The organism is Bacillus paranthracis (genome assembly GCF_024296885.1).
Lineage (GTDB): Bacteria > Bacillota > Bacilli > Bacillales > Bacillaceae_G > Bacillus_A > Bacillus_A paranthracis.
This window is the reverse complement of record NZ_CP101135.1, coordinates 1688152-1713988: the sequence shown is the minus strand read 5'-3', so window position 1 is coordinate 1713988 and position 25837 is coordinate 1688152. Positions and strand designations below refer to the sequence as shown.

General features: G+C 33.7%; 29 protein-coding genes. 8 read left to right on the top strand and 21 right to left on the bottom strand.

The window, feature by feature from the left end:
* The first annotated feature begins 49 nt into the window (after positions 1-49).
* Complete coding sequence (locus tag NLJ82_RS08785) at positions 50-886, top strand: alpha/beta hydrolase (protein ID WP_001992663.1); 837 nt, start codon at positions 50-52, stop codon at positions 884-886.
* Positions 887-904: 18 nt separating this feature from the next.
* Here the strand turns inward: NLJ82_RS08785 and NLJ82_RS08780 are convergent, their stop codons facing one another.
* From NLJ82_RS08780 to NLJ82_RS08750, 7 genes are all read right to left on the bottom strand, one after another.
* Positions 905-1276: a hypothetical protein gene (locus NLJ82_RS08780; RefSeq protein ID WP_000461771.1), complete on the bottom strand. Its 372-nt coding sequence runs from the start codon at positions 1274-1276 to the stop codon at positions 905-907.
* A gap of 246 nt (positions 1277-1522) precedes the next feature.
* Positions 1523-2092 carry a histidine phosphatase family protein gene (locus NLJ82_RS08775; RefSeq protein WP_000208289.1) on the bottom strand — a complete coding sequence of 190 codons (570 nt, stop codon included), beginning with the start codon at positions 2090-2092 and terminating at the stop codon, positions 1523-1525.
* Between the two features lie 156 nt (positions 2093-2248).
* Positions 2249-2890: a DUF3885 domain-containing protein gene (locus NLJ82_RS08770; protein WP_001237276.1), complete on the bottom strand. Its 642-nt coding sequence runs from the start codon at positions 2888-2890 to the stop codon at positions 2249-2251.
* Between the two features lie 50 nt (positions 2891-2940).
* Entirely contained in the window at positions 2941-4032 is a 1092-nt protein-coding gene (locus tag NLJ82_RS08765) for a serine hydrolase (RefSeq protein ID WP_001023519.1), read from the bottom strand.
* Positions 4033-4130: 98 nt separating this feature from the next.
* Entirely contained in the window at positions 4131-4766 is a 636-nt protein-coding gene (locus NLJ82_RS08760) for a cupin domain-containing protein (RefSeq protein WP_000098979.1), read from the bottom strand.
* Positions 4767-4925: 159 nt separating this feature from the next.
* Complete coding sequence (locus NLJ82_RS08755; protein ID WP_000108701.1) at positions 4926-5087, bottom strand: hypothetical protein; 162 nt, start codon at positions 5085-5087, stop codon at positions 4926-4928.
* Positions 5088-5152: 65 nt separating this feature from the next.
* Positions 5153-5269 (bottom strand): multidrug transporter MatE, encoded by a 117-nt coding sequence (locus NLJ82_RS08750; RefSeq protein WP_073541824.1) that lies wholly within the window; start codon positions 5267-5269, stop codon positions 5153-5155.
* Positions 5270-5310: 41 nt separating this feature from the next.
* Between NLJ82_RS08750 and NLJ82_RS08745 the strand changes: the two genes are divergently transcribed.
* A complete protein-coding gene (locus NLJ82_RS08745) occupies positions 5311-5733 on the top strand; it encodes a YfmQ family protein (protein ID WP_000214605.1) in 423 nt (140 codons plus the stop codon).
* 52 nt (positions 5734-5785) lie between these two features.
* Here the strand turns inward: NLJ82_RS08745 and NLJ82_RS08740 are convergent, their stop codons facing one another.
* The 5 genes from NLJ82_RS08740 to NLJ82_RS08720 are packed head-to-tail and all read right to left on the bottom strand — an operon-like array spanning position 5786 to position 11577.
* Positions 5786-6619: a hypothetical protein gene (locus tag NLJ82_RS08740; protein ID WP_000843591.1), complete on the bottom strand. Its 834-nt coding sequence runs from the start codon at positions 6617-6619 to the stop codon at positions 5786-5788.
* 20 nt (positions 6620-6639) lie between these two features.
* Entirely contained in the window at positions 6640-7902 is a 1263-nt protein-coding gene (locus NLJ82_RS08735; RefSeq protein ID WP_041185170.1) for an MBL fold metallo-hydrolase, read from the bottom strand.
* Positions 7899-9569: an ABC transporter permease gene (locus tag NLJ82_RS08730; RefSeq protein ID WP_000248129.1), complete on the bottom strand. Its 1671-nt coding sequence runs from the start codon at positions 9567-9569 to the stop codon at positions 7899-7901. Before NLJ82_RS08730 ends, NLJ82_RS08735 begins: the two co-directional genes overlap by 4 nt.
* 12 nt (positions 9570-9581) lie before the next feature.
* Positions 9582-10607, bottom strand: coding sequence for an ABC transporter substrate-binding protein (locus NLJ82_RS08725; protein ID WP_000714696.1), 1026 nt, complete (start codon positions 10605-10607; stop codon positions 9582-9584).
* Entirely contained in the window at positions 10585-11577 is a 993-nt protein-coding gene (locus tag NLJ82_RS08720) for an ABC transporter ATP-binding protein (protein WP_000351824.1), read from the bottom strand. The genes NLJ82_RS08725 and NLJ82_RS08720 overlap by 23 nt, the downstream gene beginning before the upstream one ends.
* A gap of 160 nt (positions 11578-11737) precedes the next feature.
* Between NLJ82_RS08720 and NLJ82_RS08715 the strand changes: the two genes are divergently transcribed.
* Positions 11738-12631: a LysR substrate-binding domain-containing protein gene (locus tag NLJ82_RS08715; RefSeq protein WP_001050628.1), complete on the top strand. Its 894-nt coding sequence runs from the start codon at positions 11738-11740 to the stop codon at positions 12629-12631.
* Between the two features lie 40 nt (positions 12632-12671).
* On the opposite strand, the gene NLJ82_RS08710 is transcribed toward NLJ82_RS08715, so the two are convergent.
* On the bottom strand, positions 12672-13196 hold the full coding sequence (locus NLJ82_RS08710; protein ID WP_000736435.1) for a COG3014 family protein: 525 nt from the start codon (positions 13194-13196) through the stop codon (positions 12672-12674).
* Positions 13197-13301: 105 nt separating this feature from the next.
* A complete protein-coding gene (locus NLJ82_RS08705) occupies positions 13302-14570 on the bottom strand; it encodes an MFS transporter (protein WP_000390434.1) in 1269 nt (422 codons plus the stop codon).
* A gap of 118 nt (positions 14571-14688) precedes the next feature.
* Here NLJ82_RS08705 and NLJ82_RS08700 point away from each other — a divergent pair, with 118 nt between their 5' ends.
* Both NLJ82_RS08700 and NLJ82_RS08695 read left to right on the top strand, forming a co-directional pair.
* On the top strand, positions 14689-15900 hold the full coding sequence (locus NLJ82_RS08700) for a helix-turn-helix domain-containing protein (protein ID WP_000212360.1): 1212 nt from the start codon (positions 14689-14691) through the stop codon (positions 15898-15900).
* 66 nt (positions 15901-15966) lie between these two features.
* A complete protein-coding gene (locus NLJ82_RS08695; RefSeq protein ID WP_001025740.1) occupies positions 15967-16146 on the top strand; it encodes an H-type small acid-soluble spore protein in 180 nt (59 codons plus the stop codon).
* Positions 16147-16202: 56 nt separating this feature from the next.
* Here NLJ82_RS08695 and NLJ82_RS08690 read toward each other — a convergent pair whose 3' ends face one another.
* From NLJ82_RS08690 to NLJ82_RS08675, 4 genes are all read right to left on the bottom strand, one after another.
* Positions 16203-17027 (bottom strand): class C sortase, encoded by an 825-nt coding sequence (locus tag NLJ82_RS08690; RefSeq protein ID WP_012644324.1) that lies wholly within the window; start codon positions 17025-17027, stop codon positions 16203-16205.
* A gap of 21 nt (positions 17028-17048) precedes the next feature.
* Complete coding sequence (locus NLJ82_RS08685; protein ID WP_000827790.1) at positions 17049-17849, bottom strand: class C sortase; 801 nt, start codon at positions 17847-17849, stop codon at positions 17049-17051.
* A gap of 91 nt (positions 17850-17940) precedes the next feature.
* Entirely contained in the window at positions 17941-19602 is a 1662-nt protein-coding gene (locus tag NLJ82_RS08680) for a SpaH/EbpB family LPXTG-anchored major pilin (protein ID WP_001992696.1), read from the bottom strand.
* Between the two features lie 40 nt (positions 19603-19642).
* A complete protein-coding gene (locus tag NLJ82_RS08675) occupies positions 19643-22978 on the bottom strand; it encodes an isopeptide-forming domain-containing fimbrial protein (protein WP_012644323.1) in 3336 nt (1111 codons plus the stop codon).
* Positions 22979-23257: 279 nt separating this feature from the next.
* Here NLJ82_RS08675 and NLJ82_RS08670 point away from each other — a divergent pair, with 279 nt between their 5' ends.
* Genes NLJ82_RS08670 through NLJ82_RS08660 form a run of 3 tightly spaced genes read left to right on the top strand, consistent with a single transcriptional unit; the run spans position 23258 to position 24561 of the window.
* Positions 23258-23593 (top strand): antibiotic biosynthesis monooxygenase family protein, encoded by a 336-nt coding sequence (locus NLJ82_RS08670; RefSeq protein ID WP_000794575.1) that lies wholly within the window; start codon positions 23258-23260, stop codon positions 23591-23593.
* A 2-nt stretch (positions 23594-23595) separates the two neighbouring features.
* On the top strand, positions 23596-24201 hold the full coding sequence (locus NLJ82_RS08665) for a dienelactone hydrolase family protein (RefSeq protein ID WP_000727631.1): 606 nt from the start codon (positions 23596-23598) through the stop codon (positions 24199-24201).
* The gene (locus tag NLJ82_RS08660) at positions 24202-24561 is read left to right on the top strand and encodes a hypothetical protein (protein ID WP_000176489.1); all 360 of its coding nucleotides are present in this window, start codon (positions 24202-24204) and stop codon (positions 24559-24561) included.
* 27 nt (positions 24562-24588) lie between these two features.
* Here the strand turns inward: NLJ82_RS08660 and NLJ82_RS08655 are convergent, their stop codons facing one another.
* The 3 genes from NLJ82_RS08655 to NLJ82_RS08645 all read right to left on the bottom strand — a co-directional run bounded on the left by NLJ82_RS08655 (position 24589) and on the right by NLJ82_RS08645 (position 25822).
* The gene (locus NLJ82_RS08655; protein WP_001065260.1) at positions 24589-24987 is read right to left on the bottom strand and encodes a DUF5367 family protein; all 399 of its coding nucleotides are present in this window, start codon (positions 24985-24987) and stop codon (positions 24589-24591) included.
* Entirely contained in the window at positions 24980-25564 is a 585-nt protein-coding gene (locus tag NLJ82_RS08650) for a TetR/AcrR family transcriptional regulator (RefSeq protein ID WP_001118325.1), read from the bottom strand. Before NLJ82_RS08650 ends, NLJ82_RS08655 begins: the two co-directional genes overlap by 8 nt.
* 87 nt (positions 25565-25651) lie before the next feature.
* Positions 25652-25822: a DUF3951 domain-containing protein gene (locus NLJ82_RS08645; RefSeq protein WP_000602230.1), complete on the bottom strand. Its 171-nt coding sequence runs from the start codon at positions 25820-25822 to the stop codon at positions 25652-25654.
* Positions 25823-25837: the final 15 nt, after the last annotated feature.

The following is a 25837-nucleotide window of genomic DNA, read 5'->3' as shown; positions in this document are numbered from 1 at the left end:
TACTATTTATAAATTTGTAGAGGTATTGGGGCAAACTATAGAAGTATATATGAAAGGAAGTAGTAAACAAACTGTAGTCATTCAAACCGGAATGACTTGCTCATTTTATGATTGGCTTCCTATTATAGAAAAACTTTCACAGCACTTTACAGTCGTTTCCTACCATCGCCCAGGTTACGGAAAAAGTGAACTAAGGAATCATTCACGTACTACATTACAAACAACAAAAGAACTTCATATGTTACTACAAAAACTAGATATTCACGAACCAATCATTCTAATCGGTCATTCCTATGGAGGTTTATGTGCACAACATTTTGCGATGTTATATGAAAATAAGCTACAATCACTTATTTTAGTTGATTCTACTTCTATGAACTTACACCGATTAGATGAACTTCATTTACCAATTTCTGATCAGACTGATTCTGATGATATGTGGCTTCAAAAATATAATACATATTCCAAGATGGATGTAGACCTGCTTTCTAATGAACTAAAACCTATGCTAGCCGGTCAATCAAGACAGCAAATTGAATTTTCTACCTCTCCTTCATTATATAAAGCGACAGCTTCTGAACTATCGGAGTGGAAAAACTGTGCCCTTTCACTAAAAGAGCTATATAAAACATTAGAAATACCATTAATCGTTATCGGTAGAGACCCTCAATATTCTATTACTCAGTTGACTGAGGGCAGCATGCCAAAAGAGGAAGCCATACAACTTGAAACAATGTGGCAAAAACTGATTCATGAACAATTACAACTCTCAATACATAGCCAATATATACTTGCTGAACATGCTGGTCACGGAATAGAAAATGACCGACCAGATATTATCATTGAAGCTGTTCACTCCCTAAAAATAAAAAAAGGAAGCAACTAAAGCTGCTTCCTTACTTATCTATTCATAATCTTCTTCATCATCGATTTCTTCGTAATACGAATTCCCATTACTTACATATATAGGACCATTCGCAACGTCAATACGTAATACCCATGCCCATGGCACAGCTAAACGCTTATGTATTGCTCGCCAAAAGCTCATTGATTTTCTTTCGTACTCCTGGAACTCCTGAAGTAACTCTTTGTAGGAGGAACCGTCTAACTGAATATTTGTTTCTAACAAACGAGAATGGGCATAGTACTGCAGCTCTAGTTCAGCAGCAATTTCCATTTCTTCTTCCGTTGCCATACCTATAATTGTTCCATCTGCTGGTGCAATTTCATATACGTTGTGAACTTCAATAAGCCCTTCTTTCTCTTTCTCAAACATGTAAACAGCCTCCTTTAACATATTTTTTATGTTACAAAGTCATACTTCTACAATAATATCTCTCTTTCCTCTTTTTTTGATAAACTTTTACAAATTATTTATCCCGCTTTAATGGGCAGTAAGACCCCCACCTCAAAATTCAGCGGAAGCAAAGAAGTTAGGTGGGGGTCGGGCTGCCCATAAAAGTCCGATTGGTGAAGGCTAATAATCAGTGGGGGATGAAGAAAACCCCCACTGATTAAAGTTTCACTTTATTTGATGACCCGTATTCTCTATCCTTTCGGCAGAAATTAAATCTTCATTATGAAAATTCAACTTAAATATATCGGGCATACGAAGTGTTTTCCAAAATCGAAAATCATATTTTGAATCAAAATAATTCATGAGTAATACCATAATATTTCCATGAGTTCCTATTACAATATTCTGATCTTCATATTTTTTTAATATATTTTGCATACATATTACAGCACGCCTTTGCGCTACTTCATTCGATTCTCCGGCCTCGTATGCAAAATCCCAATCTTCCCACACCTTTTGGACCGCATCATTAAAATCTGTTACTGGCTCTTTACTTAATAATCTTTCCCGTAAATTTTCTTCTATTTCTATTGATACATGATATGTATTCGCAATTCCTTGTACAGTTTGAATTGCTCTTTTGTAGGGGCTAGAAATCACAACATCAATATGTTTATCTTTTAATAAGCGTGTTACATTCTCTGCATCTAAGTGCCCTTTTTCAGATAAAGGTCGCTCCCGTTCTTCTTTTGTATATGTAGAATGGGCATGGCGAACGAAATATATTGTTGTCATTTATTCATCTCCTTTTTCCCTCTCTACCCAAATTCAATACATTACCATCAAATCCCTTTACTTTTACAATAAGTGCCGCCAAATTTAAATGTTGATTTTCATATTAATAAAAGGAAACACCTCTATGGTATTTCCCCCATTTAAAATAGACTACATTCAATTAAATACTTTATCAATTTTATTTCTGTCGTATTCTAATACCCAATCATTATATGTATGATACATATTCCTAATTGTATTAGGAGAGGTAGCTAACACATCACAACATCTATCATCATAAATGTGAAATATAGTATTCTTGTTAATATTTATGAAATACACCATATGAAAAATACGCGGTTTTATCCCCATATCTTGATTACAAATTGCTTTTATCATAGGAATGTATTTCAAGTCTGAAACTTTACATTTCAAAGTATATCTATGTGTTTTATATACCCCGTCTTCATCGTCTTCTGGAAAAACATAAGGGATTGTATTTTTCTGTAACTTAAACAAATCAGACTTCTCTTTTACATACTTAGAAAAGATATTCAATTTGTGTTTGAAAGTTTCACCATCTGCATAGTCATTTACATCCGCTACAATATACATATCATCTGTTTTGGAATGTAAAGACTGAAATAAAGTAATGGCTCTATTATAAACGCCTTCTAAATATGGGCAGTTTTCATAAATATTAGTGCAATCATAGTTCACACCTAATTTAAAGCGAATACCAATATCCCCATTATAAAATAGAGGTGGTCTAAGTTCTAAATTTGGAAACGTTTCAAGCATATACTCCTTCAATCTCATCTCAACACCTACCTTTAATAGCATCTTGTTTACATAATAAAATTATTCTATTATAATTTATTTCTAAATTCCTCACTTGTTATAATATCTCGAATAAAATAGTCTACATTATTTCTCAACTTTTGATATGCAACTTGATCTTCTATATCGTTAAACATAATGACAACTTCTACTTTATTCCCTTTCTTATCTGTAGTATACAAGCTTTTTGTCAATACGAATGCGGTAGAACCACCTTTTTGACCAGCATATTCGAACTTACTATTTTTAACTGTTCCTTTGAAAATGTTCTCGATTTCTTCTTGCATTGATTTTGGAAAATACTTTCTACTATTTATCTTTTCCATTATACTCATATAATCTTTAGCGTTTGCACCCACTAATCGATCTGACCAAATTCGCTGAAATTCCATATCTACTTTTAATGGGATATCCCGTTTTTTCCATTCTTCTTCGTCTTTCATCCATTCATGAATTTGTAACACATGTTTATTATACTCATCCTGTGACATGTTACGTATCATTTCTAAAGATTGATTCTCTGGCTCATGAAGCTCTTTTTCTACATACCCTCTCATATATAGTGAAGCAGTATATGAAGTGAACTTGTCATGACTAGTAAGTTCTAATTCTTTTAAACTGTCATTTACCCTTTCTATTCCAAGCTTATCTAGCAAATATGTTGTATTTGCATTAGAACTATAATGAATCATTCCTTTAGCGACTTCTTCCAAAGCGATTTGTCCATTTTTCACTAATTCTCTCGCTTTGGCATCTTCTAACCAGTTAGGATGCGCTCCACCATCAGTGTTTTTAACGTAATATTTTTCTAGCTCCTGCAATGAAATTTGTTCATCACGACTTACTTTTCCTTCTGACACTTGCTTAGCAAATTCAACTGCTATTACGATTTTTGCCATACTTGCTAATGGCAATTTTTTATTTTCATTTATAGAAGTTAATACTTCTCCATTTCTTTTAATAAGTAATGAACATGTTTCATCTTCTTTATGTTCTTTTATGTACTTTAATACGTAATCAGGATCTTCTTTTGACAAATAGTAATTCATAATAACGAAGAAAGCTATAACAGCTACTATAATGACTCCTACAATTATTCCTATAACCTTTAATATGTTCACAATATACCCCCTCTAATACATTCCCTTCTATCTCATAATTATAACGAATTAAATTACAAAATTATACAAATAGAGTAACTCTTCCTAAAAAGAAAGAGTTACTCTATTTCACATGATGTTATTTGTCCATTTAACGTAACGACTATATTTGATTCGTCACTTTTTTTCACACTATTTATTCGATTTGAGTTAGTAGGACTAATTACAACTGATTCCTTAATTGGCGAAAGGTCCTTCTCTAATTTTTCTGCACTTACACCATATGCAGCTTGAAATACTTCTGGCGGTGTTAATCTAAGTATGTCTGATCCTTCTGCTGTTTCAAACTGATCGTTATTAAAGAACAAATGTAATTGCACTTCTTCTGTTATCGCTGTGATCCAATGCCACCATCCCATTGGAATAAAGACAGTTTGCCCCGCTTTCACATGATAATTTTGCAATTGATTCGTTTCGGGATTTAAGATGGATGTAACTGCTTCTCCTGATACTACAACATCCAATTCCCACGCATTCGGATGCCAATGTGGTTCCCGCATATGCCCTTTTGTCATAAATAAATCAACAAACGCACCACCTATCATTGCTGGTAACTGCGTTGACGTAACTTCATATGCAACGTTTTTCTCATTCCTTTTAAAAAAGACATTTTTTCTCGAATCAAAGAAAAGGTTTGGAGTTCCTGAGCTTTTCTTTAAATTTTTATTATCTGGAACATAGCCTGAACTACTCATTTTATCCCTCTTTTCCACTCTGAACATTTCGGCTTTCACACTGTATCGTATGGAAAAAATGTATGAATGTGCCTATCATTCACATAACAAAAAAACATGCCTCATAATGAGAACATGTTTTGTGATATCCTTCACATTATTTAGCTAAAAATAAACTTTTTACTTACCATGATGTAACATTAAATCACTAAGTTCTTCTTCAATGTGATTTAATTTCGCAACGCCTTCTTTCCATTTATGAATATAACGTGAAACCCCAACAAAAAACAAAACAATAATTGTGGAAAGAATAATACCATATACGATTGCTACAGTACTCATAGTTACACTTCCTTATAATTAGTAATGTGGTTATTAGTTATATTTTTATTATAAACCTTTTTCTTTTAAAATACTTCGATTTCAACTTTTTGTAACAAAATTGATTTTTCTAATATTTCGTTCGTAAAAATGACATATTTTTCACAAATTATACAAAACTTCACCATATGTACTATTACCATATGAGTTATATTATTAAATAGAATAAAGGGGATGATATACTATGACGACTTGGTTTATTGTAATGTTAGTTGTATTTGGAGCATTTAAAATTATCGTTTCTAGCCTTCCTAACACTGTTATTGAATCCATTATTAGCAAGTACGAAACACATCCACAACTGGAAGAAAAGAATGCGACTGTTACAATCAATGGAAATAACTTAGAAGGCGAACAAAAATCCAAAATTATTCATGATTTTAACGAAGGTTTATTTTTAGATCGCTATTACGCACCGCCACACAATGAGGGTACGCCTCTAATTATTAATGCAAAACGCGGCAAAAAAGATTTTACATTTTATATTTATAGCCATGAAGAGCATGTTGATGTTGTAAAGCAATATAAAAAGAAGGTCGTTGCTTATAGTTTACGCTCTAAAAACCTTCAAAATAGTGATATGTTCGTGTCAGCTGATTTAGCTTAATACTCATATATTAAAAAAAGGAATCCATGGCATATGGATTCCTTTTTACTATTCACTGAAAAATAAGCTCTGTTTTCAAACTATCTTTCGGTAACAACCATCCTTTTTGGTCTAAACTCTTCATTAATAATTCTCTTTTTTCTTTTGCTATACTTTCCTCATTTGTTTTAAACGACACTTCTATTACGAAATCATCTTCTATTTTCCCTGTATTACTTAGTGACCAAACTTCAATATTCGTTTTACTATTTTCAAACTCCCCTGTATACCTTTTCATTAATACCGGACCGTAAATACGGGAATCCCTTAACATCTCTTCTCCCCAATTCGTATACAACCATTTGTTCATTTTCCCCGGTAACTTTTCTACTAACATGTTTTGAGCAGCTTTTTCGTTTGGTAAATCAAGTACTCCATATCCTTTTGCACTGTAACTTTTCTTATTTGAAATACTTAACGTTTCCTTTTCAAATCCCCAGTCTATTTCCGCCTCATAACTATCCGTATTACTATCGAATCCTTCTTTTTTAGCTACTTCTAGTGCATCTTGAATTACACCATTTGGAATAGGATATCTTTTTTTATATGTTAGCTCAAAATCTTTACTAAATTCTTTCTTTCGTATTCTGGCAAACCAGCCTTCATTACTTAAATTTTTATTTGCAGTATCTAAAAACTGTACTTGTATTCTTTCATAATTTGTACCAGCCTGGAAATGCTCTAGTACATCTTGCTTCATCTCTTTGTTAGGACCTAGTACTTGTTCTGGCTTTAATAATAACTTCACTTCAAAACTAGGTGTCATTGGACTAGCGGCAAATCCTTCCTTAACGTTATAAAGGAAACAACAAAAGAAAATACTTACGAATACAAATACGCTTTTCATATACCTATCCCCTTTACATTTCAAATGACTTCTATTCGTTCCATAGTAAGTGAATATACATTTTCATACCCTGCGGTGCTAAGCTTTTTCTGTAATCGATCCGTATCCTCTTTCAAAGCGTGTACTAACACCGTATGTTCTGGTGATAATGTATTTAACATCTCTTTCACATCTCTTATACTTTGGTGAACTTTATATGGAACTCTCTTCACCCTACATTCTTTACCTACACGTTCCTTCAAAACTTTTTCTGCAAAACTCCCTTTCGCAATATGTCCAGTAAAGATAATAGAATTTCGTTCGTCATGCCGAACTTGTTCATAATATAACTGCGCTCGCTTCGTTTGCATATTCGCATCACTCATTACAACTATTCCATAACTATGTTGCGTACCGCTGTCATCATCCATAACTATTATGTTTCTTTTTAAACTCTCCATTAGCTCTTCAAGTTCTTCATTATTTTTGATCCAATCTTTATATGCGAACATCTGTTGAAATCCATCCAAAATTTCTTGATCTACTATAATAGGGAGTTCTTTATATTTTTTATATAAATACAATACGATATCTTGCGCCCTACCAAGGGGGGGCAATGGTAGTAATGTTATCCCTTTATTCCCGGCGGCGCGTTCAATTTCTGTACATAGTTCGTTTATTCGTTCATGTTGCGAAACATCATCAGTATGATAAGCGGCATCTACGATTGCGACTTTTATATCGCCGTGCAACTTCTCAGGTAAATTAGCTCGCAATATGTTAGACTCTGCTGAGTAATCGCCAGAATAGAATACATATGTATGACTCATATCCACTAAAAACCAAACAGCTCCTAATACATGCCCACTATACCCCCATTGAAAACGCAATGTAGGAGTAATCTGTACCCATTCATTCGGATTGCTAATCTCATCAATATATACATAATTTAAATCTTTCACATTTTGGTCGGTATAAGGTACATGCCATCCTTGCGCCAAATTGTAGTTTCTCCATTTTTCATAGTAAGCTGGGAGTTGCTCCTTCGTATAACGAGTTGTCCATATTTTTTTCTTATATCCATACTTCGCTAATAAAGGTAAGCCCATCGTATGATCTTCATGAATATGTGACAAAAATACTGCATCTAAAAACGGTACAACTTCTCGTTCTATTTTTGGATAACTATCCTTATATGACCGATTAATACCACAATCAAATAATATTTTTGTCTCTTTATTTTTTACGAAGTAGCAGGAGCGACCGTATTCTCCCGCTCCTCCCCATACTTCTACCCTCATCATGCTACCCCTTTTCGTTTGTGCTCCATATGCTGCAGAAGTAATAAACATAGTGTTGTAAGTCCAACTGAAACGACAGCCATCGCCATTCCAATAGATACTTCTCCTTGTTCAAATTGAGCAAAAATAAATGTTGCTGACGTTTCTACCGATGGAGGTAGTACGAGAAGCGATGCTACTAACTCCCTTATCGAGATTGTAAATGTCATCGCCCATCCGGCAAGAATACCCGGGATAATAAGAGGGAATATTATTTTTCTAAAAATATACATATAATTCCCAGAAAAAATACTTCCTGCCTGCACGAGAGAATCATCAATTTGCCCGAGCGATGCTTTTACATACTGCACTGTATAAGGTAAAAAAAGAACAACGTACGTTACGATTACCATGACTGGTGTATTGTAAATGGACAGGGGCATATAGGGGGAATTCCAAAATAAAATAAGCCCTACAACCATTACGATTCCTGGTACCATGTTCGGTAACATACCGCACATATCCAGCCATTTTTCAGAGGACTTTTTCCCCTTTCGAATCATAAGTGCTAAAAAGACGCCAATCATAACAGCAATAATCGCTGTTATAAGTGAAAAAAGAAAACTGTTCCATAGAGCTTCTAATCCTGGAGATCCGATTGTAAATAATGCTTCATAATGACTCGTTGTAAAGTTATGTAACTGTAAGCCTCCGCCTCTTAATTTTGACAAAGAAGCAATCAGTATAGAAAAATACGGGATTCCAATTGATACGATTAATAAACCAATTACATAAACCCATGCTACAACGCGCACATATATAGACAAAGTGTACCTTTTAGATTTCACACCTTTTCCACTAACCATTGCATATGAATACTTTCGATTTAATACGTTTTGCATATACCAAATGAGCATACATGCACTAAGTAATAAAGAAGATAATGCTGTTGCACTACTAAAATCAATTGGCCAACTCGAAATAAATTTATGAATCTCTGATGTTAACACATGAAATCCGATTCTTCGTCCAAATGTAGCCGGTGTTCCAAATTCAGCAATCGTCTTTACGAAAATGAGTAAAGCACCCATTACATAACTTGATACTAATAACGGTAATATTATTTTTCTTAAACGATAGAAAAAGCTTCCACCATGAACTGCTGCCGCTTCTTCTTTACTACTCCCAATTTGAAGTAATGTATTCTTCAACATGAAGTAAAGAAATGGGAATAAATGCAGACTCATAATTAAAACCATACCTCCTAAGCTAAAGAACGAAGATGAAATCGTCTTTAGCATCGGAAAAAACTGTTCAAAATATCCGTTCGGTTGCATGAACAAAATCCAGCCCATCGATCCAATATACGGCGGTGTCATAAATGGAATCATAAAAACAATATCTAACTTGCTATGCTTTCCAACATCTGTTTTGCTCATAATGAAAGCTAGTGGAAATGCAAAGATAGTTGCCCCTATTACTACGAGTACACCTAGAAGCATCGAATTCAGAAAAATCCCAGCTAATCCACCACTCTGCATCACTTCAAACGGCTTTAAAAAATTCCAACTACTATTTTCATATACACTAGAAAGTAAAATGAGAAAAAGCGGAATGACGATTAACATCGCCACAAGTAACAACGCTACCGTCATCCCAACTTGCCTTACTGATCCAAATCGATTTACCATGTAATCACCATCTTATTGAAATACTTTCTTAAATTGTTTTCCTATTTCATCTTGTTCTTTCTCAACTGTTTTCCAATCAATATGTAATACTGGAATCTCTTCCACATTTGGTCTATTTTCCGCTTTTATATCTGTTCTACCGGGTAATAAATACGCTTTAGAAATTTGTTTTTGTACATCATCTGATAATAAATAATCAATAAACTCTTTTGCACCTTTTACATTTTTACTATCCTTCATAATACCTGCTGCACGTGGGCTAATAACTGTTCCGCTTTTTGGATAAACAATATCAACTGGTTCACCCTTTGCTTTTGCACTGTACGTCATATAATCAACACCCGCAATGACCATATCTTTTGCTCCTGTTACAACTGGATCTAACGCTTCTTGGTTTGCCCCTGCTACTGTAACTTCATTTTTCTTAAGCTGTTCAAATAAATTCCATCCATCTTTTCCATTCTTTTTCACATATCCTGTCACAAAGTCTAAAGCTGAACCTGAAAGTGCTGGATCTGGAAGATTCACTTTCCCTTTCCATTCTCCTTTTGTTATATCGCTCCAATCTTCAGGCGCTGTCTTCACATTTTTTGTGTTATACACAATTCCTAACGCTGAAGCACTATATCCAAAATAATGTCCTTTATCATCTGACCATTCAGAACGAAGCTTATCAGCTTGTTTCGCTTCTTTATAAGCTAACGTTTGTCCATCTTTTTTTAATCCTTCCATCGCTGGTAAAGATGCAAGTACGACTACGTCAACGACTGGATTTTTCTTTTCGGCTTCCATTCTCGCTAAAATTTTACCTGTTGTTCCTTGAAACATTTCCACTTTTATACCCGTTTTCTTTTCAAAGTCCTTTTGAATTTTTTCTGCTAATCCTTTTGGTCCTGCACTATATACAACAATCTTCTTTTCATTCGTAGTTTTACTTTTTGCATCTGCATTACCTGTCTTTGAACTACACCCTGTTACTACGGCAGAAAATAATAAAGTACATACAAATAACGACTTAAGCGAACTGAATTTCTTCATACGATTCTCCCCCTATATGATGAATACATTTTTTCGGTACATATAACGATACTGGCTTTCCGATGCTTATCTTACTATTGTGATAAGCTGTCCATATTCCGAGTGTCCCCATATTTACTTTCACTTCATAACGCTCTCCTACATATGTAACGTGCTGGACTTCACCTGTATACATTTCACACACTTCATTTTTTGTCCAGCTCACATGCTCTGGACGAACCATTTGTTTACCCTCTACAAGCCAATTTGCCTTACCAACAAATTTTGCAACAAATTCATGAGATGGCTTCACATAAATATCTTCTGGTGTTCCTTTTTGTAATACTTCTCCTTGTTTCATGACAATAATTTGGTCTGACATTGACATAGCTTCTGTTTGATCGTGCGTTACATACAATGCCGTTAAACCAATGGAATGAACGATATCCATAAGCTCTAACCGCATTTCTTCTCGCAAAATTGCATCGAGTGCACTGAGCGGTTCATCAAACAAAATGAAATGTGGCTTCGTTACAATTGCTCTCGCAAATGCGACACGTTGCTGCTGTCCGCCAGAGAGTTCATGCGGATATCTTTTCTCCATCCCTTGCAAGCGAACTCGCTTTATTGCCTCTTCTACTTTTTCCCGTAATTGATTCGTTTGCTTTGTAGCTTTTAACCCAAATGCAACATTTTCAAATACAGTCATGTGTGGCCATAAAGCAAAATCTTGAAATACCATACCGATATTACGTTCATGAGGAGATGTTTTTATTTTTTTAGAAGAAGAATACATGCACGTATCTCCAAAATATATTTCACCTTTATCTGGCTCTTCCAGTCCTGCAATCATTCTGAGTAATGTCGTTTTCCCGCATCCCGAAGGTCCTAAAAGTGTGGTGAATTCACCTTGTTTCATCATAATTTGTAACGGCTTTAACGCTTGTACTTTTCCAAATGATTTTTCTAATCCACTAATTTTAATATCCATCGTTTCACCTCTCTCCCCTCACTCTTAACCTGCTTTCATTCTATATGGGAGATTTATACTGAATGTTAATGTACTGTAAAGATTAAATTAAAAAACTTCTAATAAACTATTTATTTCTATAGATTTTTTCTATAGTTAGAAGAAAAAGGGGCAACTTGCCATGAATCTCTTAAAATTAGAAATTGTAGTGCTTATTAAGAAATACAAAAAGCTCACGATTGTTGCAGAACAGCTTGGTGTTAAACAACCTACTATTACATTCCATATAAAAAGCTTAGAAGAGGAGCTCGGTGTACCTTTATTTGAATTACGTTCTGGAAGATATTTCTTAACAGAGGCTGGCGAAGCATTGCATCATTATGCTTGTAAAATAGATGCGCTTATGAAAGAAGCTAGGCGAGTCACGCAAGAGTTTAAAGATTTTCATAAAGGAGCTATAACAATTGGCGCTAGTTATGTACCAGCGACATATCTTTTACCAGAAATTGTTCATCAATTTCAATGTGAATTTCCAAATATAAAAATAACACTCATGGTAAAAACAGCTCCTGAAATTCGAACGATGCTACAAAATCATGAAATTGATCTCGGTGTAATTTCAGCAGCACCGTTTGATGAATCACTTTTAAAACAGACGAATGTAATGCCTGATACACTTGTTCTTGCTTTCTCCAAAGAACATCATTTTTCAAAAAAAGAAAATGTATCATTACAAGATATCGAAAAGGAACGCATATTACTACATCGTAATCCATCTACAACGAGAGATTTACTTACAAAATGGATATTAGCTCATAACATTACATTCCAATCAGAAATTGAATTAGATTCATTAGAAACGATGAAACAAATTTTAAAATACGGTAATGGGGTTGCCTTTATTTCTAAACTTGCTATTGAACAAGAAGTACAACGAAATGAACTACGCTACATACCCATCCCTGAATTTGAATTTCAACGTAACATTTATACGATTCATCATGAGGACAGGTGGAATTCTAAAATTATTTCTTTTTTACTACATAACATCACTTCTTATGCAACAAAAAATTAAAAGACTGTCGCTTTACACGACAGTCTTTTAAGCTATAACTCTATTTATTTTTCTTCGCTTCAATTTTTGCTTGCGCTTCTTCAGCCTTATCTAATGCTTCTGAAACTTTTTTCTCCTTTTCTTTCACATCATCTATACTATCTACAGCTTTAATGAGTTTATCAATTCCTTCTTCTTCTACTTTTCTCCGCTTTGCTACTCTTTCATTTACTTTCTCTTCTACATCTTTTGCTTTTTGAAGCATATTCTCTGCATTTGATGTTACAGCTGTTTCAAGTGCATCGTCTTTTTTCATTTGTAACACTTCATTTGCAATGTCTTTCGCTTCTAAATACTTACCGTCTTTTAATGCCGTTGCTCCATTATCCATTTTCTCGGCCATTTCTTTATATGATTTCGCTTCATTTCCCGATTTCTCTTTTTCTGCTTTTTCAAACCACATTGTTGCATCACTATATTTTTCATCTTTCAATGATTGCATACCTGTTTCAATATATGTGTCATAATTACTACATCCAGCCATTACGACTAACAGAAAAAGCATAACAAAACTTAATTTTTTCATGCTGTTGTCTCCTTTTCTTTACCTGCTCACTATACTGTAACATACATGAAAAAGAGTTTCAAAAACTAAAATACTAATTTGGTCATTTTTATTATTTTCTTGTTTTTAAGCCGACACATTCACTTGTTTTTTCGCCATATGTTGCCTTACTCCAACTAATACAACTAACAATAAACCTCCGCCTATTGTCATCATAACAATGCTAGTTGGCAACATGTCTAACAATAATCCATATACAATCATACCGAGCGGTGCGATTGCAGTCGCAATTGTTTCAAGTAGACCAAACACACGCCCTAAGTAGCTCGGATCTGTCGTTTTTTGCATATGTACTTGCATCGGAATATTGACAATCATAATTGCTATACCAGTTAACATCATAAAGGCAATATAGTAAATAAAACTTGCCACTTTTGGAATGGTAACTAACAACGGGAAGACTGTACATAAACTCAAACCTGCAAACAAAAACAGTCCAGTATAAATAGAACGAAACGGATTATTCACTTCTTTACGCACTGATAAAGCAATCGCCCCCATTAGCATCCCGACCGCTAACATTCCCTCTACAGTACCGAGTTGCTTTGAAGATAAATGCAATGTACGTATGATAATGTATGGAAGTGCAACGGTTAGCCCACACGCAAAAAAGTTTACCCACAATGCTATTTTCATTAAACCATATATTTCATGTTGTCGTTTTACATATGAAAAACCTTCTTTTATACTCGTCAAGAAATGTTCTTTTCTTTCAGCCACTTCTTTTTTATATAAATCAAATACAATAAATAATTGCAAAATAACCGCTAAAAAGAACGTAATACTATTTAACAAAAAGAACGACTGAATGGAAAAGAAACCAAATACTACTCCGCCAATAATTGGTCCTAAAATATTTGATAAAGAAGCTGCCGTTTGATTTAAAGCACTCGCTTTTTGAATACGCCCCTCATCTACTAAATTAGGAATAGACGAAGTTAATGCAACAGAATAAAAACTTGCACAAATTGATAATAATGCTGCTGAAACATAAATAAAAAGAAGTGATGGTCCAAATATAGTAGCAAGGATAAACATGATAAGCATCGTTAAACTACTTAATAAATCAGTACCAATGACAAGCCATTTTCGATTCACACGGTCAGCTACAGCACCCGCAATCGGACCACAGATCATCCTTGGAAGTGATCCGCAAACGAGCGTAGTTGCAAACCCCATCCCTGAACCAGTCGTCTTTAATACATATAACCCCATTGCGAACGTATAAATACCTGCGCCTAATAAAGACGTCATTTTTCCAATCATCATTAAAATGATATTTCTCGTTGCAATCTTCATTCTTGAATCATTTTGATCTATACTTACATCTTCCATTATGACACTCTCCCTTTAAAAGTTAAATTGTGTTAAACTTATTATATAATCAACTTTCCAATTATTACAACAAAAAGTTTAATTGTATTTAACTTTTTAATTATAAAGGAGCTACAATATGGCAACTCTCGGAGAAAAAATTAAAGCATTACGTAAAGAAAAAAAACTTACACAAACTGAACTAGCAGGTTCAGAATTGACAAAAAGTATGCTTAGTCAAATTGAAAATGGAAAAGCTACACCTTCTATGAAAACATTACAATATATTGCAGAAAAACTTGAATGTGAACCGAGCTTTTTATTAGAAGAAGATGAAGGAAAAATTGTAGAACTCATTCAAAAAATGGAGCCACTAATAAAGGCAAATGGCGATGAAGTATACAAAACTTTACTACCTATCGTTCAAACAGATTTACCTCCAACTTTAAATACAGCACGTTTATATAAACAGTTCATAACTGGAGCGGCTATTATGAACGATTATAATATTGAATATTACGTTGAAACAGCTGTTTCTATATTTGAAAAATATACTTTGTATCGCGAAAGTACTGAAACGAAACTACTGTTTTACTATATGCTCTTCAAACGTAAAAAATATAAAGAATGTTTACAGTTGATCGCCACAATTCGTGATGAATATAAGGCGAAGAATTTAGAAATGGATCTTATTACACATATACAACTATACTTAAAAGAGGCAATTATTTTACTCGCATACGGCAATTATGAAAAATGTGAAAAAGTCATTTTAGATGCACTTGCATTTTCAAAAAAACATCAAGTGTATTATAAAACAGATGAATTTTACCGTATTTTATCTTATCAAAAAATCATTGTAGCTGATAAAGAACGATATTTATATTACATAAAAAAATCGGAGCAATTTGCCATTTTTACAGAAGATACTTTATCCGCTGCAAATGTAGATATATTAAAAGCTTATTACTACAACACTGTTACGAATGAATATACAATCGCATTGGAACATCTAGAACAATTTCGAGAAAAACTAAAAAATGATCCAATTTTCCAAGACGATGGGCTGTATTATCTTGAAAAAGGAAAATCTTTGTATGGTTTAAAACGTTATAAGGAAGCTTTGGAAACATTAAAACACGCTACCATACCAGATTATATGAATCATCCACTTGATCAATCGTGGGTATTAACAGCTGGGTCTTATCGTGCCCTTTGCTATATAGAACTTCAAGATAAAAAATCTGCCTTAACAGAGGCAAAAGAAGCTGTTCAAGCAATAGATAGCTATCCTGATTCGATCTTCACTTCATTTATTAAAGAAACATTACAAATAATACAAAAACTTTAAGAATGTCTCGAAATGGTATATTATTCCTCTTTTTTAGCAAAGATAATAATGATGGGAGGAATATAAATGAATATTCAACGTGCAAAAGAGCTTTCTGTGTCAGCGGAGCAAGCGAATGTTAGTTTTCAAGGCATGCCTGTTATGATTCAACACGTCGACGAGAGCAATGAAACCGCCCGCATATATGAAGTAAAAAACCCAGGACGCGAATTAACAGTTCCAGTTAATAGCTTAGAGGAAATATAAGAAATGCCACTTCATTTTTGAAGTGGCATTTTTCTTTTTCTATATAAATGTCATTCCTATTTTCTCTTTAGTAATCCATACAAACCAATACAAATTACAATGAAGCCTACTATTCCACAAGCTAGTTTTATAAATATGTCTCTTGTTTCATAGCTTCTAACTTCGACTACACTCTTTTTCAGACGTTTCATTTCCTTTTGCTCACTTTCTACTCGCTCCCCATATACTAACAAACGATATTTACGTGATGTATATGGCTCACATGTAAGCAGTGTAACTTTGTCTTTTCCTTTTACTACCTTTAATTTATCCACTTGATTTGGATTAATGATTTCACGTCCAATTATTTTATACACGTGCTGCTTTCCAAATACCTTTACATAGAATACGTCTCCTTCCCTTAACCGATCCAGATGACGAAACATCGTTGCTCCGTGATATCCACGATGTCCTGCCAATACAGCATGTGTATCTTTCCCGCCAATCGGTAAAGAAGTCCCTTCAATTTGCCCTACTCCTTTACTTAAGTTTTCTTGACTTGCTCCTAAGTAAATTGGCAATTCCTCATTTATTTTCGGAATAGAAATCGTACCAAATATTTCATCTTTGTTTATAAAATTTAACGGTTCCGTACTTATTTCATCATCCTGTACAAATGGGTCACTCATTTTGAAAATAGTTTTCCCTAACGATTTATTATATGTTTCCATCTTTCGAAACTTCTCATTTACATCTTCTATTTTTAAATCATCAACCATTTTTTCATAACGTATCACTTCTGTCTTATATACATACTTGTTTATATAATTAGCAATTATTGGATATAAAAATAGGGATAATCCTGTAAGAAACAATATTACGCTTATAACTCCCCTTCTCACACACTCACCACACAATACATACTATTTTCGTTTTTTTAAATAGATTATTAGAAGGATCATGCAAATAATACCAATAGGAAAAACGATCATCCAATCTTCTAAAATGAAAGGTTTTGTAATCATTTCTTTTTCTCTAACATCATATGGAACACGGTGTCCTCTCACTAGTAACCTGTGCGTGTTCACTCCATAAGGGGTACACGTAATTAATGTTGCGTAATCTTGTCCTTGTACTACTAATAAATCTTCTGTCTCATTTGGTAACACAACTTTTATTTGATCTACCTGATAGGCAAGTACTTTATCTAATGTATGAATATAAAATATATCTTTCTTTTCAATTTTGTCTAAATGAGTAAACATTAGCGCTGAAGGTAAACCGCGATGTCCCGTTAAAACTGTATGCGTATTTTCTCCTCCTACTGGTAATGAGGTTTCATTCAACTGACCAATCCCACGGCTTAACACTTCTTCTGTTGTCCCTTGATAAATTGGAAGGTTCACATCAATTTTTGGAATTTCAATATACCCCATAACATCACCAACATTTAACATATCCACAGTAGAACTTTTACGTTCACCATCCTTTTCCCGAAAAGGATCTGCAAATGTTTGCGTTGTATTTTGGACCTTCTTATTATACTCTCGTGCTTCCATTTCTTTACGATCAATCTCTTCCTGCTCCAGCCTCTTTATCGCTTCATCATATGTACTTACTTCTGAATAATGTGTTCTTGTTGCAAACCAATTACTTACAGTTGGATAGAGAAATATACTTAATCCTAGTAAAAAAATACTTCCAAAAATTATATTTCGTTTCATAATAGCCTCTTTCACTACGGATAAAATATGGAAAAGAGGAAAGCAATATGCCTTTCCTCTTTTCTAAACTCAATTATTATAAACATATAAATTAAGAATTTTTTACAGGTTTTTTTCTAAAGAAAATAAATGTCGCTACCGCCATTAGTATAAGGCCCACTACTGTGAAGAGAATTGTACCCATACCACCTGTTGCTGGAATAATCCAACCGCTCTTATTATTCTCAACTTGTAGCTCTATTTTTTGGTGTTTTTCATCAAGTGTAATATTAATCGGATCTCTTAACTTTTGATAGTGTTCGACTGCACCGTCTTTATCTTTATACTTTGGTGCTTCCGTCTCAACAATTTGATATTCACCGTACGGGATCTCATTCCATGTAATAATACCATTTGCATCTGTTATATCATTCATTTCTTTCCCATTAACTTTTATAACATTACCTTTTTTATCTTGTAATTGGAACTTCGCACCTTCTAATTTAAGCGTCTTATCCTTACCATCAACTTTTTCAATTTTAATATTTCCCGCTGTCGGTGTGACCACCACTTCATTAGATGGCTTTCCATCTTTTTCTGATGAAACATCATCTTTGTTTACAAAATCAAGTACTGCTTTGTTTGGAATTTTCACTCCAGATTCAACATCACTTTTAATTTTTGCAGTAATTTGCAAATGAAGTTCTTTCCCATTAATTTTTGAAAAATCTTCAATTGTAGCGGTTACTTTTTGACCTTCTACAACTACTTTTACACTACCATCTTCAACTTTCTTTCCGTCAACCATAACAATTGGTAGGCCTTTTATTTCCAAACGATCATCTAAAATATCTTTTACAACATATTTTTTATATGATTGAATATCTTCAGGAAGTAGTGTTTTAATATCATACGTATAATCTGTCTCTTTATTAATTCCAGCTACTTTTGAACCGTTATTTATACTTTTAGTAATGGTAGGTTCTTTATAGTTCTTTATATCATCCAGCTTAACGACTTCACCAGATTCCTTAATAGAGAAAGGACGCTCCTCTTTACTAGTTAAATAACCTGTTGGAGCCTTATGCTCAATAAAATAATAATAATCCCCATATTCTAGAGAATCTACACGAACTTTACCATCTTCCCCTGTTACTAATGAACTCGGTGTCTTAACTTGTGTGCTTGTTCCATCTTTATTCTTTTTAAATAAATGGAATTCTGCATCTTTTAATACTTTACCGGCTTCACCTTTTTTTACGAATTCTACTGAACCACGTTTTGTTTCATTTTTAGGGTAAATATGAACATCGTAATTTAAATCTTTACCGTCTGCACTTGTCATTGGAATATCGACAATAAAAGTAGTCTTATCCAACGCAATATGTTTTGGACCCTCAATTGCTTTTACTTCATAACGTCCTAGCGGAAGATTTGAAAAAACAGCTTCCCCTTTTGCGTTTGTTACCTTTGTTATTGCAGCGTCTTTTACTGGTTTTGCATCTTCTTTTATAACAGTTCCATCATTTGAAATTTTTTCAAATGACTCAATTCGTTTAATTTCAAAAGTTACACCTTCTAAAGGTTTTGCATCTTCTGGAACAGTTTGTCCTTCTTTTCCATTACCTTCTGTAGTTGTTTTTAATTCTTTACTTTGTTCAAACTTGTGAATCGTTAAAGTACCTGTACTTTTTGATTCCGCACTAACAATCATGTTAGATAACGTCGAAAAAGCTAACGTACAGATTAAAAATAAACTAAAAATCTTTTTCATTGTTGTCCACTCCCTATCATTTGCATTGCCTTTGTTATTTCTATCTCTCATTATTTCTCTTTCTAACAAAGAGGAACAATGTAACAAACATCAATATTCCACCAATTACATAATAAATAATTGTCCCTATTCCACCAGTCTCTGGAATAACAAATTCACTCTTTTTATTTACTACTCTTATTTTTTGTGAATCCATTCCAGATTTCACTTCAATTTCTACTGGTTCTCTCATTAACATATATCCATTTGGTGCTTGTACTTCTTTTAATGTATATTTGCCAACCATTAATGGAATAGAAGTTGCCAAACCATCTTTATTGGTTGTTAATTTACATACTATGGTTCCATCTTTACTAATCACATCAAATACTGCGCCTTCCAATTTGAGATTTTCATCGTTCGCATCTACTTTTTCAATTTCAAACTTCCCTAATATTGGTGGTACTATGAATACTTCATTTGACACAAATTTTTTCTGATCAAACAGTAATTCCGCTTTATTTGGAATACCATCATTCGCATTGTATTTCGTTTGTGTGTCTGCATTCACATTAGCGCTTAGTCTTGACTTAATATGCATTGTATACGATTGATTCGCAAGATAAGTATAATTTCCGTCCTGCTTCGGTAACTCAATACTTACTTTCTTTAATTGTTTATCAATTTGCGGTATAACTTCTATTTCTTCTCCATCGCTGTTTACAAGTTTTACTTGTAAGATAGTTAAAATATCCTCTAAGTCATCCTGCAATACTACTTTTTCAAGGTTCATAACGTCATTACCAAAATTATAGTTTACATGCCATGTAAACTCTTCATCTATACTTTGTAATGTCGCTTTTTCCACTTCTTTTTCATCTGCATCCGAAACCATCTTTCTTACTTTAGGTTCCTTTGCTTCCACATTCGTTTTTACATTCGGTTTTTGTGGAGGTAAATCTTCATTATCTGGTGTTTTTCCCTCAACAACTGCTATGTTCTCAATTTCCTTCGTTTTTAATGCATCTTGCGTAACTTTCACTTTAAAAGTTACTGTTCGTTCTTCTGTATCAAGTACGTCGCCAAAGTTTACTTTAACCGTATTATCCTCATACGATCCTTCATCTTCGTCAACTGCATCTGTCAATAGATTCCCATTCAATTTCATACTACCAGCTATATATTCTATACCTTCAGGAAGTTTATCTATTAGACGCATATCTTTAATAAGCCCATTTTCCACCTTATTTCGAGCTTTAATTTGATACTCAAATTCATCATTGACATGAAATTTTTCTTGCTTTATACCAATAATCTCTTTCTTCGATTCTAGTTGTCCAGACAACGGATCAACCGGCGTTTCAACTTCTGGTTTCTCCTTATCTTTCGAACTATCAGTCTCAACTATTGCTATATTTTTTATTTTCTTATTTGCCATCTCCGGCTTTACAACAACTTCAAACGTGATTGCTTTCTCTTGCTCACCTTTAAGATCGCCGAAATGAGCATAAATCGTTCCATCTTTTATATGTGCATAATCTTCATCTTCAACATCCGTTTGTTCCTTTCCGTTTATCTTTAACGTGTTCGGAACATACTCTACTCCTTCAGGAAGGTTATCCGTAATTTTAACTGCCTTTAAGATAGAATCTGGCACACTATTTTTAGTATGAATTGTATATTCTAGTTTGTCGCCAACTTTCAGTGTACCACCATTTATATCTTTAGCTAGTTTAGTAGCTACTAACTTCCCAGGCTTCTCTTCTCGTTCGGGTAATACTTTAACTACTACTTTATTAGAATCGTTAGCTTCAACCTGACTTCCTGTTAACTCATCAACCCCTTGAACGACAGCGATATTAGGGACTTCTGTTTCTACCTTTTCTCCCTCTAATTTTGCTTTAAATTCAATTGTTGTCTCAGGTGTTTTATCCGTATAGATTCCACCTTTTGTAGCAATTGCTCCTTCACCAATTCTTATTGTTAACTTTCTTGTCTTTGCATCATAGTCAACTTGTTCTGTTTCATTTCCAGCATTCGGACCAGAAATGATTTTCGCCGAATTTGGTACAAATTCTAGACGCGAATCTAAAACATCTTCAATTTTTGTATCAACAGAACTCGAATTCGGTTCAATGTTTTTCACCCGTAAACGATATGTAACCTCATCACCTGGCTCATACTTTTCTTTTGCATCTACTACTTCCTTATCGATGACAAGCTCTGGCGCTGTTGCATTTACTGCAAAAGCTAATGTGTTTAATACGTAGTCATCACCAGCTGTCGCAGCTTTTAGGCGTATTTCTTTTTGCTCTGGTTTAATATATCCTGCTGGTAACTTGATTAAATCTGCATCAACTCCCAAATTATTTTTATAATCTGGATTAAATGTACCTGGATACTTATCTCGCATATGTTCCTCATATTCAGAAATAGTGGAATTGAATATATTACCTGTTGGATTCAGCTTATCAGTAACTTCCTTCCAAGTATTATCTGTATGAACAAAGAGTTTATCACCTTTCCAATATCTATCACCTTGGACAGCAAAAACAGAAACTTTTGGATCTAAATCTCCAGTTTTTGAAGCAAGAAAGTTTTTCACAGTGAATTCTTTTTCACCAGATCCAGTAGCTCTTTTCAATCCACCATCATAAACAGTAAATGCTTTTCTTGTTTTTGACTTATCTTTCGTGATCACTAGCATGTACCATCCGGCAAAAGAATAATATCCATAATTATACGCAAGCTTTGTATTTGGATAAGGAATATTTGCTAAAGTATAGCTTCCTCCTTTTGAATTAGAGGACTGTAAAAGCTTTGTAACATCTGCATAGTTAGAATAATAAGTACCATCAATACCGAAACCATAAAGCAAGCCACTTCCGTAATACGTATTACTTGGTTTTACTTGAAAGCTCTTCCCCGCCGGAGTCGTGAACTTAACTGGTGCTACATACTGTTGCTGCGTTAATTCATAACGTGTTGAACTCCAATATAATCCAGCCCATTCAATTTCAGCATCTTCTGGAACAGGAATATATGCCTTAGATGAATTTGTAGTTGTTGGGTCATCATCTACATCAATGAGTTCACGGGTATAGCCATTCGGTGCTGTATACGCAGTATTCGTTATATCAGAATACAACGCCGTTTTCTTTTGAGCTTCAGTGGCTTTAATACCTAAATTGACATTACCAGTAGAATACATATCACCTTTATGAATGGATTGATAAGTTGGTGTGTCAAACCCTTCTTCATCTGTAACTGCTGCCGTTGCCGTATCAATCGGACTTAAAAACTGTAATTGGGATAATAGAAAGAGTAAACTCATAACAACTACAAATGCATTTAATACTTTTTTATTTTCTTTTATCCTACTGTGCAAAGAGGTCACCTCCTTCAATAAATTTTACTAACATATTATATATATATACTTTATATGTATTATTCTAATATAAATCACATATTTTGTTAACAAAATATGTGATTTTTTCCTATTTTAAACATTTATATATAAAGATATTTATATTCAGAGATAAAAAATTTCGAATATCAATATAGAAACCATCTTACTTCATTCAAGTGACAATAAAAAAAAACGAAATATTAATAAGAAGCCATAACTTCTTTTCTATTTATTACATGCTAAACTAGATGAAAAGGGGGAATCTATATGAAAAATAATTTACAAAAAACAAGTCATTATTATGCAGTTATATTCACTTCTAATTTATCAAATGATACAACAGACTATAATGCCACTTCTGACAAAATGGAGGAACTTGCAAAGCAGCAACCTGGATTTCTAGGTGTAGAAAGTGCACGAAATCATTCAGGGCTCGGAATCACAATTTCTTATTGGGAATCACTTGAGGCGATTGAAAATTGGAAACAGAATGCCTTACATAAAGAAGCGAAAGAAAGGGGCCGTGAGCAATGGTATGAAAACTTCCACCTTCGTATCTGCCTTGTTGAGAAAGAATTTAAATTTCATAGAGGTACTTTATAACGATGAAGAAAAAATTAGCTCTCGTTGTTGTTCATGAGATATATGGTGTGAACGACCATATGCATCACGTTACCGACCACTTCACTTCATCTCATATAGATGTATTTTGTCCTAATCTGCTACAATCGCAACATGCATTTCCTTATAGTGATGAAGAAAAAGCATATCATTTTTTTATGAATCATATTGGATTTGAAGATGGAAAAAAGCAAATTGAAACATTCATTACTCATCTTTCTAGTCGTTACACACATATTGGACTTATCGGCTTTAGTGTTGGTGCTACCATCTCATGGCTATGTAGTAACAATCCGAAAATAGATTTTATTATCGGATGTTACGGTTCTCGTATACGTGACTATATTCATATGAAACCATCATGTGCTACCTTACTTATTTTCCCTGAAAAAGAAGCTAGTTTTTCAGTACCCTCTTTCATTCAATCGTTGCAGCAACAAAAGAACCCTTTATTAGAAATACAGCAACTACCTGGTGAACATGGTTTTCTAAATCCGTACACTGAAAAATATAACGGGCACTCTACAAATCAAGCATATAATTTAATAGAGTCATTTCTTGTAAAAAACACTCTTATAAAGGAGATGTAAATGACACTTACATTACTCTTACTTATTTTCCTATTCATTGCCTTTTTCTCCGTGTTAACTATTATTTTAGTAACCGTAAAAAAGGGAGCGTTTTCCAAAGGCCCCTACTTACAATCTATTATCGTTTGCATTTTATTTTTTACAAATTGGATTTTATATTTAACATCTTTTTATACGTTATTCCCTGAGAAAATTAACGGGTTCCTATTCCTGCCCATTTGGTTTTTCCTTTGTATTTTAGGTTTTATCACTTTTTGGCGCGAATGGAGAAACAATCGTGTGTTCTCGATATGTATCGGTTTTCTTTCCTTTATTAGTTTTTTATTTGGTTTATTGTTGTTAGTTCTTTCGGGGATGTGACTGTTATAAGGAGGATAAAAATCCTCTTTATAACAGTCTTTTTCGTTCCATAACGAAAGGAATTATTAAATAAAGAGCGTAAGCAATTACCATCCAAATGGTAAATGACATGATTTGCTGTGAGGTTAATTGTGAGAATATATTAGAAGAATGATACAAGATGTAAGAATCTAAAGTTAAACCAATCGCTGTGCCACATATACCTAACTTAATAACTGCATATTTCGAGGTATCCAGTTTTTGATATAACCACATTACAAAATATAAAGCTATAGCTGTCCCTAATTCAAGCAACGCCATTTGTAGAAAAAATCTATTTGAAGTGTATTCTAATAAAACAGAAGAACCGAAAATAATGAAGAACGCTGAGGCAAAAAGCCAAATGCCGATAGAAAATAAAATAGTGAGCCAAAGTCTATTATTCACTGACATTACCTCCCTTTTGTAGCACTGTAAACTTTTCCAAGAGCATATATAAATCACCATATACTTTGTCTGTAGAAAAAGATGGATTGAATAAGGCTTGCAATGCCAATCCATCAATTAATGCATTACATAAAATGCTCCACGTTTCAGTTGAAATTTGAGATGTCGTTGTATCTCCTATTTTTTTATTTAACACTCTTGTTAGTTGTTGGTTTTCATAATGTAACAATCCACCAATTTTATTTTTCATCGCATCATTTTGTAATCCACTAGCTACTAATTGAAAAAACAAATGATGATACATTGAATCTTTCACACATCTACTTTCGGCCGACTGTAAAGCCTTTTCTAACTGTACATCCTTTCCTATTTGTTCCCACGACGCTTTACAAAACGATTCAGTTACTTCCAGTAATAATTGATCTTTCGTTTTAAAATGATAATATACGGTACCTTGTGTAACTTGAGCACTCTCTGCAACTGCTTTTAATGTCAACTTTTCCATCCCATGCTCTGCAATAATTTCTTTTGCTGCTTGTAGTAACTTCTCTTTATTAACAACATTCGGTTTTGCCATTTCTATGCCCCCCTTTTAAGTTAGTTGGATAACTAACTTAAATTATACAGAAAAATCAGATAAAATAAAAGGAAGAAAAGCCAGCATTCAACTTTTCTTCCTTTTATGTTTACCTTTAGCTTTCACTGTCACTGATTCACAAGGTGTATAATATATTTGAGGTGTCGCCTTATCAACAAACATCATAAACGTAATAAAGCCGATAATAAAGAAAATAAACAACGTTAACAAAATTGCTCCTATCGTTAAAAGTATCATAACACCACCCCTATA